The sequence below is a fragment of the Paenibacillus rubinfantis genome (genome assembly GCF_001486505.1).
GTDB lineage: Bacteria > Bacillota > Bacilli > Paenibacillales > Paenibacillaceae > Fontibacillus > Fontibacillus rubinfantis.
On record NZ_LN909065.1, the window covers coordinates 821,919 to 833,974 of the forward strand.

Annotated in this window: 11 protein-coding genes; all 11 read right to left on the bottom strand. The window is 53.7% G+C overall.

All coding sequences use genetic code 11. The annotated features are described in order from the left end of the window. Window positions 1-30: 30 nt before the first annotated feature. Entirely contained in the window at window positions 31-849 is an 819-nt protein-coding gene (locus tag BN3277_RS15375; protein WP_059044068.1) for a MerR family transcriptional regulator, read from the bottom strand. 121 nt (window positions 850-970) lie between these two features. Then, window positions 971-1,753, bottom strand: a complete 783-nt coding sequence (gene sigG, locus BN3277_RS15380; RefSeq protein ID WP_036621413.1) for an RNA polymerase sporulation sigma factor SigG — start codon at window positions 1,751-1,753, stop codon at window positions 971-973. 179 nt (window positions 1,754-1,932) lie between these two features. After that, complete coding sequence (gene sigE / locus BN3277_RS15385) at window positions 1,933-2,655, bottom strand: RNA polymerase sporulation sigma factor SigE (RefSeq protein WP_009225609.1); 723 nt, start codon at window positions 2,653-2,655, stop codon at window positions 1,933-1,935. 19 nt (window positions 2,656-2,674) lie between these two features. Further along, window positions 2,675-3,646: a sigma-E processing peptidase SpoIIGA gene (spoIIGA, locus tag BN3277_RS15390; RefSeq protein ID WP_059044069.1), complete on the bottom strand. Its 972-nt coding sequence runs from the start codon at window positions 3,644-3,646 to the stop codon at window positions 2,675-2,677. A 188-nt stretch (window positions 3,647-3,834) separates the two neighbouring features. Beyond that, window positions 3,835-4,956: a cell division protein FtsZ gene (gene ftsZ, locus BN3277_RS15395; protein ID WP_059044070.1), complete on the bottom strand. Its 1,122-nt coding sequence runs from the start codon at window positions 4,954-4,956 to the stop codon at window positions 3,835-3,837. A gap of 56 nt (window positions 4,957-5,012) precedes the next feature. Next, a complete protein-coding gene (gene ftsA / locus BN3277_RS15400; RefSeq protein ID WP_059044071.1) occupies window positions 5,013-6,263 on the bottom strand; it encodes a cell division protein FtsA in 1,251 nt (416 codons plus the stop codon). A 243-nt stretch (window positions 6,264-6,506) separates the two neighbouring features. Beyond that, on the bottom strand, window positions 6,507-7,274 hold the full coding sequence (locus BN3277_RS15405) for a cell division protein FtsQ/DivIB (protein ID WP_059044073.1): 768 nt from the start codon (window positions 7,272-7,274) through the stop codon (window positions 6,507-6,509). A gap of 118 nt (window positions 7,275-7,392) precedes the next feature. After that, the gene (murA, locus tag BN3277_RS15410; protein WP_059044075.1) at window positions 7,393-8,673 is read right to left on the bottom strand and encodes a UDP-N-acetylglucosamine 1-carboxyvinyltransferase; all 1,281 of its coding nucleotides are present in this window, start codon (window positions 8,671-8,673) and stop codon (window positions 7,393-7,395) included. 16 nt (window positions 8,674-8,689) lie between these two features. Beyond that, the gene (gene murB, locus BN3277_RS15415; protein ID WP_059044077.1) at window positions 8,690-9,595 is read right to left on the bottom strand and encodes a UDP-N-acetylmuramate dehydrogenase; all 906 of its coding nucleotides are present in this window, start codon (window positions 9,593-9,595) and stop codon (window positions 8,690-8,692) included. A gap of 210 nt (window positions 9,596-9,805) precedes the next feature. Continuing rightward, on the bottom strand, window positions 9,806-10,915 hold the full coding sequence (gene murG / locus BN3277_RS15420) for an undecaprenyldiphospho-muramoylpentapeptide beta-N-acetylglucosaminyltransferase (RefSeq protein WP_059044079.1): 1,110 nt from the start codon (window positions 10,913-10,915) through the stop codon (window positions 9,806-9,808). Between the two features lie 4 nt (window positions 10,916-10,919). Beyond that, the gene (gene spoVE, locus BN3277_RS15425) at window positions 10,920-12,017 is read right to left on the bottom strand and encodes a stage V sporulation protein E (protein ID WP_059044080.1); all 1,098 of its coding nucleotides are present in this window, start codon (window positions 12,015-12,017) and stop codon (window positions 10,920-10,922) included. Window positions 12,018-12,056: the final 39 nt, after the last annotated feature.

Here is a 12,056-nt window from a genome sequence, read left to right on the forward strand (position 1 = left end):
AGAAGCATAAACCTTGGTGCGGCACCAAGGTCAATAGGATTCCTCGATCGGGATATGTATTTCCAAGAACGAACGTTTTGTTCCTTCGTGATTTTCGGTCAACATCAACCGCCCGGATACTGCACCTGAGATCGTATAGCGGTGCTCATGGATGTAATTCAGCATAAATCGGAGAGCCTCTTTGGAAAAATGCTCGTTCTGCGGTGATAAAATCACGGACGACACACAACGGGATGGCGGGATATACTCCAAATGCTCGTCCAACGCAATTCCGAGCTGACGTACCTCGTCTTCGGAAATTGACAAGCCCCAGCTGTAGTCCAATGGGTCCTCCTCAGATTCGATGGATTCCCGCTCAATCCGGAAGCAATAAAACGAGTAGGGCAGCACCTCCATTAAAGCATTAATTGTGCCTTCCAAGCCTTTCGTGTTCAGCAGGTTGTTTTTCTCCGTTTGCTTCAATCGGTAGAGTCCCGGCCGGTCGCCCAGCGTGCAGCGGTAGAGCCGTCCCTCCAAGCTTTGGACTTCCCGGCTCAGTTCATCCAGCTTATGCAACAGCATCGTGCTTTTGCGAATCTCTTCCTCCAACTCCTGCTTGCTATGCTCCATTTTGTTGAGAATGTCATCCAATGAAGCATTTTGAATCAAACCGGCTACATCCTGCAACGGAATCTTCAAGCTTCGATACCACCGGCTCATCAACAGGTCCCGGGCGTCCAGGTCGTTAAAATAGCGGTAGCTGTTATGACGGTCCTTGACCGGCTTCACGATATCGTGCTTCTCGTATAGCCTCAGCGTATCCCGGGTGATGCCGAGCAGCGAAGAAAACTCTCCTATGCAATACTTCATCAATCTTCCCCCCGCATATCTCAAGTCGCAAGCCTATCGCACACTTCTATCATACCGAGGCTGGATGGATTCATGATATGGAAATGTTCACAACAAAAAAAGGTCCCCGCAGGGACCAAACTTACGACTTCACATGCTTTTGCATTTGTAAAATGGCGGATTTCTCGAGCCGGGATACTTGTGCCTGAGAGATCCCGATTTCATCGGCGACCTCCATCTGCGTTTTTCCTTCGAAAAACCGCATGGACAAGATCATCTTCTCGCGGCGGCCCAACCGCTGCATCGCTTCGCGCAAAGCGATTTCCTCAATCCAGGACACATCCTTGTTCTTATCGTCGCTGATTTGGTCCATCACATAGATCGGATCGCCGCCGTCATGATAAATCGGTTCAAATAACGATACCGGGTCCTGAATCGCGTCGAGGGCAAAGACGACATCCTCCTTCGGCAAGCCTAAGGCCTCGGAGATTTCGAATATCGTAGGTTCCCGCGAGTTCTGGTTGGTCAGGTTGTCCCGCATTTGCAATGCCTTGTAGGCGATATCGCGCAGGCTGCGGGAGACTCGGATCGGGTTGTTGTCCCGCAGGTAACGCCGAATTTCCCCGATAATCATCGGCACGGCGTAAGTGGAGAATTTGACGTTTTGCGATAAATCGAAATTATCGATGGCTTTCATGAGTCCGATGCAGCCAACCTGGAACAGGTCGTCCACATACTCCCCCCGATTGTTGAACCGCTGGATGACGCTCAGCACGAGTCTCAGATTGCCATTTACTAACTTTTCTCTGGCTGATCTTACGTGGTCCTGCTGCAACGAGTGGAACAATTCACGCATTTCCGCATTGGTTAGAACGGGCAATTTTGCGGTATCGACACCGCAAATTTCGACTTTGTTTCGGGTCATCGTGTCTAAACCTCCCAAGGAGAAACTAATGAACAGTATCTCCCGGGACTGTATTTTTATTCCGCAACCCTCTGTCCATGACGAAGCAAAATCACAAAGCCGATTCGACATCGAATCTTGCAATTCAGTCGGTCGCTCTGTTGCTCACGTACCTCATGTACATGGTTAGAACATCGCATTTAGACCATCTTGTTAAATTCCTTGCGCAGTCGTTTGATGATCCGCTTCTCCAGGCGCGAGATGTAGGATTGCGAAATCCCCAACAGATCGGCCACATCCTTTTGCGTCTTTTCGTCGCCGTCCACCAGCCCGAACCGCAGCTCCATAATCATGCGTTCCCGTTCGGTTAATTTGTCGAGCGCTTTGTGCAGCAGCTTGCGGTCCACCTGTTCTTCAATGTTCCGGTAGATCGTATCATTCTCCGTGCCCAACACGTCGGAGAGCAGCAGCTCGTTGCCGTCCCAATCGATATTCAACGGTTCATCAAAGCTCACCTCGGTACGGATCTTGCTGTTACGGCGCAGGTACATCAGGATTTCATTTTCAATACAACGGGAAGCATAGGTCGCCAGCTTAATCTTCTTCTCCGGGTCAAAAGTGTTCACCGCCTTGATCAGCCCGATCGCCCCGATGGACACCAGATCCTCGATGTTGATTCCAGTGTTCTCGAACTTTCTGGCGATATACACAACGAGCCGCAGGTTGCGCTCGATCAGCATGGCCCGAATCGCCGAATCGCCGCTGGGCAGCCGCTGCAGCAAATATTCTTCCTCTTCCCGCGTCAAGGGAGGGGGCAGCGCTTCGCTCCCGCCGATATAGTAGATTTCTTCGCTTTTTAGCCCAAAAAGAAACAGCAGCCGGTAATACTGCAGCTGCAGCATCATTTTCCACTTTACATGCATGGTTTTGTATCCTCCTAAGTTACGTTCCCGTTTTACTGATGAGGTCTGTGCCTTCCTTCGCCTCCGCCGTCTCTACGAGCGCGGGATGAACAATCGCGCGATAGGTACCTTCCGTCGATAATCGCCCCCCGTCCAAGCCGATCAACACCCGGGACGAACGGTATTCCCGTCCCTCCAGACGGACCGTCACCTCGTCGGGCTTCAGCGCCAGCATGAACTGGGTGCCTTTGTTAATCCCCCGGTATGGAACGAGCCGCAGCCGCTCCGGCCAAGGAAAATCCCCCGCCTCCGTGAGCTCCAGGATGAGGTTGTCCGCACGCTCGTCGGCCAGCTTCCCCCGATAGGACGGGGGGAGAACCTGCTCCCACAGCGAAGCTTCCATCACCGTCACCGGGAGTCGGCTAAGCGGATCAGATAATTGATTGCCCGTATCGATGAGTCCCCTGCAGGTAATCGTCGTATCGCCGACGCGCACCTCCAGCTCTGCCAAAAAGGAGTGAATCCGCTCCTGACGCTGCCGTGCGTCCATCACCCGCTTGAACCCATACAAGACGGCAAAAAAACAAACCAGGATAAACAATGCTCCGATTTTGAGCGAAAACGACAGCCCGCCGGATGCCGAATACCAAATCCCGCTCCAGATTTCTCCGGAGTCCTGAAGCAAATAATGCACACCCAGAATCCCGCCGGCCGCCGCAAAATTGACAATATAAAAAGCTCCCATATTCCGTAAGTAGTTTTGTAAACTTCCAAATCCAAACGCGATCCACAACATCGCGACAGAGAATAGAAACTTCACGAGAAACGTGTACAGAAACGAGAGCTCCGGCAAAAACATCATGACGACGTACATCGCTCCGACTCCCGCCGACAGGGCCAGCCGCCAGAGGATGATTTTTTGCTTCCGCATCCGAGCCGTAGCCAGGAGCAAGCTTGCATCGATCAATAGGTTCATCAAGAATAGGAGATCGATATAGACAACCAACGGCATTCACCTGCCTGGGTAGATGGTTATCAGTATAAAGAGAACAAACGAGAAAGTCTGTCTAAAATTGAAAGTAGAATGCCACTATTTTTGTCGACATAGCTGGAGAGATTCGCGTCCGCGGGGCATAGAAAAAAGACCTTGTCCTATACTCGGGACAAGGTCTTGGGGAAGACGTTTAAAAGACTTATAACCTATTCGTTGTTGTTCCGCGAACGGTTACGAAGAAACGTCGGAATATCCAGTTGGTCGCCGCTAGGCTGGTTGCCAAACGGTCTCAGCGTGGAAGTCGAACTCGGACGGGACTCCTGCGGTTCCGGAGTACCGGGCGCAGATGCCGTAGGCTTGCGGTTCGGCAACGGCTTGTTCTCGAAGCCAGTGGCGATGACCGTCACCTTGATCTCTTCCTTCATGTTCTCGTCGATGATCGCACCAAAGATCATGTTCACTTCCGGATCGGATGCGGAAATCACGATCTCTGCGGCTTCATTGACTTCATACAGCGACAGGTTCCCCCCGCCGGTAATGTTCATAATCACGCCGCGCGCGCCTTCGATCGATGTCTCCAGCAGCGGGCTCATAATCGCTTTGCGTGCCGCTTCGGCCGCACGATTCTCGCCGGTCGCCAGACCGATGCCCATCAGGGCGGATCCGCGTTCGGTCATAATCGTCTTCACATCGGCAAAGTCGAGGTTGATCAGACCCGGCACGGCGATCAAGTCGGAAATGCCTTGTACCGCCTGACGCAATACGTTATCCGCTTCGCGGAACGCTTCCAGCATCGGCGTCTTCTTGTCTACGATCTCAAGCAAGCGGTCATTCGGGATCACGATCAGCGTGTCGACCTTTTCCTTCAACGCTTCGATGCCCAGCTCCGCTTGCGAAGAACGTTTACGTCCTTCGAAGGTAAACGGACGGGTTACGACGCCAACCGTCAGCGCACCGCATTCTCTGGCGATCTCGGCGATGACTGGAGCTGCGCCAGTCCCAGTGCCGCCGCCCATACCGGCGGTAACGAACACCATATCCGCGCCTTTCAACGTATTCGCGATCAAATCGCGGGATTCTTCCGCCGCTTTCTTGCCGACTTCCGGATTTGCACCGGCGCCAAGACCGCGGGTCAGCTTGTCCCCGATTTGCAATTTATGTTCGGACTTGGCCAAATGCAGCGCTTGAGCGTCCGTGTTGACCGTAATAAACTCCACGCCCTTCACGCCGTTCTCGATCATCCGGTTTACCGCGTTGCTTCCGCCGCCGCCAACTCCGATCACCTTGATTTGTGCCAAGCTCTCCATTTCGAAATCAAATTCCAACATACTCTTCCATCTCCCCCTCAATATGCATGGATGGCCCGTGCATCATTCCTATACCACTATATAAATTCGCTAAACAAGTTCTTGAGTCGTTCCATCAAACCGGTTTTACGGACGGTTTCCTGCGGGCTCGGAGCTTTGCTCCGGTTCGCATTCTTCTTGGGACTAGATCCGCTGCGAATGCGCAGGCTCTTAATTACCTTATGCAAGATCCCTACGCCGCCGGTATAAGCAGGATCGCGAACGCCGATGAAATCTGGCACAGCAATCCGTACGGAAGCTTCCAGCTCCTGCTGGGCAATCTTGAGCAAGCCCGGCATGGACACCGTTCCGCCAACGAGGATATATCCCCCCGGCTGCTCGCTGTAACCAAGACGTTTCACTTCCTGGCGAATCAGCTGAAAAATCTCCTGCACGCGAGGCTCCGCAATGGCGGCCAGATCCTCCTGCGTAAACTCCTTGTCCACATTGCTTCCGATCCGCGTCACCTTGAAGGTGACATCCGACGCCGCGTCCTCGATGGCCGCGCAGCCGTATTTCAGCTTCGCTTTCTCCGCGTGGTCCGTCAACGTCCGCAAACCGTAGGCAATGTCGTTCGTTATAAATTCTCCCCCAATCGGAAGCGTGGATGTCGCTACGATCGTGCCGCTTTCGAATACAGCGATCGTCGTGGAACCTGCACCGATGTCTACCAGAACGGATCCCATCGTTTTCTCGTCTTTGGACAATGCCAATTGTCCGGAAGCAAGCGACAGCAATACCAAATCCCGAACCTTCAGTCCAGCCTTCTCCACACAGCGAAGCAAATTATGAATCGCCGTTTTGGCTCCGGTAACGATCGTCGCTTCAACTTCAAGACGAACACCGATCATCCCCCGCGGGTCCGAAATCCCTTCCAGCCCGTCCACAATATACTGCTTGGCCACCACATCGATAATTTCGCGTTCCGGCGGCAGCGCGATAACCTCGGCTGCCTTAAGGACACGTTCGATGTCCTCTTCGCCGATTTCCCGGTCTTCGTTTTGTACGGCTACAACCCCGTGGCTCGTTTGGAGTCCGATATGATTTCCCGAAATGCCGACATACACTTCCGATATTTGAATATCTACCATCCGTTCCGCATGATCCACAGCGCTGCGAATCGATTGCACCGTCTGGTCAATATCTACAATCGCGCCTTTTCGAATTCCTTCCGAGTCGGCAGATCCAACCCCAATAATATTAAAGGTTCCATTACTAATTTCCCCAATAATAGCACGAACTTTGGATGTACCGATGTCCAAACTAACAATGATGTCATTGTTGCTCAAGCCCCTGGCACCTCCTATTTCCCCATCAAAATATACTTACCGTGTTAGATGCACTAACTACTAATTCAACGCCATTTAACCTTTCCCTCTTTTTTCTACAAATTTTTTGACTTCCAAGTTTTACATCCAATAGGCAGGAAGTACTTGACCCTACGGAATTAGATCCTGGCCATATCTGCAAAATTAGAAGAAAAAAGAGGGAGAACGTCAACTAGCCCATAAAATGTATTTTAACATTGTTTTTCAATCATGAGTAGTATCATTTTGTCCGCCTTCTTCGTTCTCCGCCGCGGAGTACGGAACATAAGAATCGGCATCCAGCATCGTCAGCTTACCAGGGTCCTGTGTTTGCAGAATTTCGTTCATGTATTCGGCCTTTTTGGCCAGGAGCGAAATGGCCGAAATGATTTCAAATTTGGACCTCGTATACAGCTTGATCCTGTCCGGATAGGACATCGTCGGCGAAGGGACGATCTCGGAAATGTCAGCGGTCAGCTCGTCCGGAATTTGCGACAGCGTTCGGCATAGTTTGACCAAGCTGGCATCATCCGCTTTCCAACCGGTTAAGATCGGCTTGTCCACCGGCATTGAACCGCCCTTAAGCTCGATCCGCGTTCCGTTGGCAAGCAAACCTTGCAGCTTTCCGTCCTCTGTCAACTCGTAGGCCGCGATCGGATATTCCTCGATATGCACCTTCACGCTGCCGGGAAACGTCTTGTCCACCGTCGCCTGCTTCACCGAAGGAACGTCTTCTACCTTACGGGCAATTTGATTCGCGCTGACGGCGAAAAAGGGGGACCCGACTTGAAGACCGGTGACTTCCAAAAGCTCCGTCTCGGTAGTATACGTATTACCTTCGAACGTAATCACGGAGATTTTACTAAGGGATGAGCGAAAAAAAAGGACGCACAGCAACGCGAGGAACAGCAGGATGAGAACGGTTTTGATTTTCCGGCCGCTTTTTTTCTTGGGCGCGGGTTCTTTTAAGACGGGTACATTTGCTTTTGGCATGTCATTTCTCCGCAACTTTCTGAATAAGTATTACAAAGCCTATTATCCCCTCCGGGGGAGGGGACAAAAGTTTAGGGCTATAACCGATGAAGGTTCGCGGTACAGCCAGCCTTGCGACTTAGGCAAGATCCAGCTGCCGTAAGGCCGGAGACTCGCGTCTAACCGCGCCACCCAGACGCTGAAACATGGTTTCGATCCGATCGTAACCGCGGTCGATATGATGAACCTGCTCGACCACCGTTTGGCCTTGAGCCGCCAAACCAGCGATGACTAACGCCGCCCCTGCACGCAGGTCGGTCGCTTCCACGGTCGCACCGTAAAGGCGAGGGACCCCGCGAATAAATGCGGAATTCAGGTCAACTGTAATATCGGCTCCCATGCGGACAAGCTCATCAACATGCTTAAACCGGCCTTCGAATACGGTCTCTTTCATAACGCTAAGTCCGTCTGCCAGAGATAGCAGCACCATGACTTGGGACTGCAAATCGGTAGGAAATGACGGATAAGGTGAGGTCACGATCCGTTCCACCGCTTTGGGACGGCCTGCACTGCTCAACGTTATTATATCATCCGTAACTCCGATTTGAACACCAGCCCGCTTCAGCACATGCAGCAGAGAAACCAGATGCGAAGGGTTGCTGTGGGTAAGGGTGACGCTGCCGCGGGTGGCGGCGACGGCGATCAGCGCGGTTCCTGCAACGATACGGTCCGGGATAATCTCGTAATCGCAAGGGATGAGGCGTTCCACTCCTCTGACCGTAATCGTGTCGGTGCCGGCGCCGATAATGCTTGCGCCCATGGCATTCAAGAAGTTCTGCAGGTCCTGAATCTCCGGCTCCCGCGCCGCGTTGGTAATAATCGTGGTTCCTTCGGCCAGCGCAGCCGCCATCATAATGTTCTCCGTTGCGCCTACGCTGGGGAAATCCAGATGGATGTCGGCGCCGACCAGCTTGCTGGCTCTGCACCAAATTTGCTGATCGTACTCCTCAATTTTCGCACCTAAAGCTTCAAGTCCCTTCAAATGCAGATCGATTTTCCGTTCCCCGATCGCACAGCCGCCCGGCTGATAAATGCACACTTCCCCAAAACGGGCAAGCAGCGGCCCCATCAAAAAAATGGAGGAGCGCATCTGTTTCATTAAATCTTCCGGCACATGGCTGGAATCCGCTCCCGACGTATCAACGGTTACCGTATCTCCCAAATGGACGGCTCTGCAGCCCAGTCGACCGAGGATACCTAACATGACATCAATATCGAGCAGGCGGGGGACATTTCGAAGTTGCACTTTGCCTTCCGCCAGCATCGATGCAGCCAGGATCGGCAGTGCGGCATTTTTCGCTCCATGGATACGAATGGTTCCTGATAGGGGTTTCCCGCCTTCGATCACCAATTTGTCCAATGTATCACCTCCGAGTTTACCGTTCACCCACGAAGAAGACCTCCGGCACCAGCGCCACTTCAAATTTGCTTTGAACGGCGGCCTTGACTTGCTCCATGAGCGCAAGAACGTCCTCTGCTGTCGCTTGCCCGGTATTGACGATGAAATTGGCGTGCAGCGTGGATACTTCGGCCCCGCCGACCTTTGTCCCTTTGAGTCCCGCCGCTTCGACCAGCCTTGCGGCATGATCCCCGGGCGGGTTGCGAAATACGCTGCCTGCGCAGGGCTGCGTCAGCGGCTGCGTTTTGCGGCGGCGATCCTTATACGCCGCCATAGCCGCCGCGACTTCCAGCCGGTCACCCGCGGCCAGCGAAAAACATGCCTGTGCCACGATCCCTCGCTGTTCATGCAGGACGGAATGCCGGTAGGCAAACTTCATATCCTCCGCTGTGTACGTGACCAATTCACCTGTCTCCAGAACAATGTCAGCGGATTTAAATATACGTGACACATCGGACCCGTGGGCACCGGCATTCATATAGACCGCGCCGCCAACCGTTCCCGGAATTCCTCCGGCAAATTCCAGCCCGGTTAATCCCGCTTTGCCTGCCATGATGCTGAGTCTGACGATCGATGCGCCGCCTCCGGCACGAACTTCCGCACCGTCGAAAGCGATTTGCTCCAGCTCACCGCCCAACCGGATGACGCAGCCCCGGATGCCCTTATCGGAAACCAGCAGGTTGGAGCCTTTTCCAATCGTCATCCACGGAATGCCCTCGGCGTGGAGCAAGCGCATCAGCTCCGCCAGCTGCCGGGTGGTTGTCGGAACGACCATTACGTCCGCCGGGCCGCCGATTTTCCAGGTTGTATACTTCGACATCGGCTCATCCGGCAAGACCTCCAAAGCCTCCAGTCCGGTTAATTGTGATATCCACTGCTGCATCGTATAACCCTCCTTGACTTGTATGGCGGAATTCCTTCGGCCTGTTCCAAATCGGCAGCCGGATGACTGCCGGAGCCCGGGTCCTGCGGGGTTTATCGTCCTGCCCCGCTTGGTTGTCACGATTTATAGAGTATCTTATGCCTCCCTCACGGAGAGTGTGACAATCGCCCAGATCCCGGAACCGTGGTTGTCCGCCGCTCGTTGCGGTTGTTAGCGGTGTTGCGTCAGTCTCCGCATTTCCTCTACGACGAGGTGAGCGGAATCCGGTTTACCCAACGCGCGTGAAGCGGTTGACATGGAGCTGTGCCGCGGCAAATCGTTCATAACGCGTTCAATCGACGCATATAGGCTTCTCCCCGTCAGCTCCGGCTCCAGAATCACCTCGGCCGCGCCGGCGCCTTCCAGCGTGCGAGCGTTCTTTTCCTGGTGATTGTTGGTCACGTTGGGAGACGGAATCAGGATCGAAGGAATTCCAAGTGCGGTGATTTCCGCCAAAAAAGAAGCCCCGGCACGGTTCACGATCAGCGAGGTGCAGGCCAGTACCTCCGGCATGTTGTGCACATAAGGAAGCACCTGCAAATTAGCAGGCAGCTCGCCCGCCTTCGCCGAAATCGCCTCCACCGTCGAGGCATAATAGCTGTCCCCGGTCACGTATACAAATTTCAAATGCTCCGATTCCTTCAGCAGCGGAGCCATTTCAACCATCGCTTCGTTGATCGCTTTGGCGCCTCGGCTGCCTCCGACCACCAGCACGACGGAGCTGGACTCCGGCAAACCCAAGGTTTCAAAGCCCTTCCGTTTGTTGGCTGCGCAGACGGTGGTTGCCCGGGGGTTCCCCGTGTAAACGACGTTACGAGCCGCAGGAAAAGCCGTGCCCGAGTCTTCGAAGCTGACGGCCACCGTCGACACATATTTGCTTAAGAACCGGTTAGTCAGTCCCGGAATCGCATTCTGTTCATGAATGATGCTGGGAATGCCCAGCTTGGCCGCAGCATAAACAACCGGACCACATACGTAGCCGCCCGTTCCGATGACGACATCGGGCTTAAACTCTTTCAGCAGCTTCTTGGAAGTTTGCACTCCCTTAAGAAAACGCATGACCGTTCTCACATTATCAAACGACAGCTTCCGGCGGAAGCCGGTAATATCAATCGCTTTAAACGGAATCCCCTGCTTGGGGACAAGCGAGCTCTCCAGCCCGCGCTTGCCGCCGATGTATAGAAACTCAGAGCCGGGGAATTCTTCAGCGCATTGGCTGGCGACGGCTAACGCCGGGTAGATATGTCCCCCGGTTCCGCCGCCGCTAAGTACGACGCGCATATGCTCACCTCGCGTAACGGGATAAATTCAGTAATATACCTAGTGCAGTCAGCATCAGCGTCAGCGATGATCCCCCATAGCTGATCAGCGGCAAGGTAATACCGGTGACCGGCATCAGGCCGATGACGACGCCGATATTGATCACGACCTGCACGCCAACCATCCCTACGATGCCGACAGCCAGCAAGCTGCCAAACGTATCCTCGATGGTCATCGCCACGCGCATGCCCCGCCACACCAGGATCAAAAACAATAACAGGACTAAAAGTCCGCCGATAAAGCCTAATTCCTCCGCCAGGATCGAGAAAATAAAGTCGGTTTGCGGCTCCGGGACATAACTGTATTTTTGCCGGCTCATGCCAAGTCCCAAGCCCGCCAAGCCCCCTGGACCGATGGCATACAGCGATTGGATAATCTGATACCCCGCCCCCAGCGGATCGGACCATGGATCTAGGAAGGCCGTGATCCGTTGCAGCCGATAAGGCGCCGCCAGAATCAAGCCAACGAAGCCCAGCGCCCCCACCGCGGCCAATCCGGCCAAGTGCCGAATTCGAGCGCCTGCGGTAAACACGATCAGCAGGGAGGCCCCTAGCATGACCGTACCCGTCCCTAAATCGGGCTGTAGCATGATCAAACCAAAGGCCAGTCCGATCACGCCTAACGGCGGCAGCAACCCTTTGGTAAAGTTCGTGATCTTGTAATCTTCTTTGCTAAGCCAGTAGGATAGAAACAAAATCATGCCCAGCTTCATGAACTCGGACGGCTGGATGCCAAAGGAGCTGATCCCCAGCCAGCTGCGCGCCCCGCCGCGTACGACCCCGATCCCGGGGATCAGCACGATAACGAGCAGTACAAAACATAGGACCAGCCCGATTTTAGCGTATTTCCGTAGCAGCCGATAATCCAAATTCATCATCAGAACCATTGCGATTAATCCTAGCACGGCAAATAGCAGCTGTCTTTTGACAAAATAGAAAGAATCGCCGTAATCATGGAAAGCGAGTACCGAACCCGCGCTGTATACCATCACGATTCCAATCGCCAGCAATCCGAGAATGCTGGCCGCCAGCCAAAAATCCGGCGCCGTACGGCTCTTGCCCATCGTGGATGCCACCTCTTGACAGAAAGTAGGGGCTTTTCC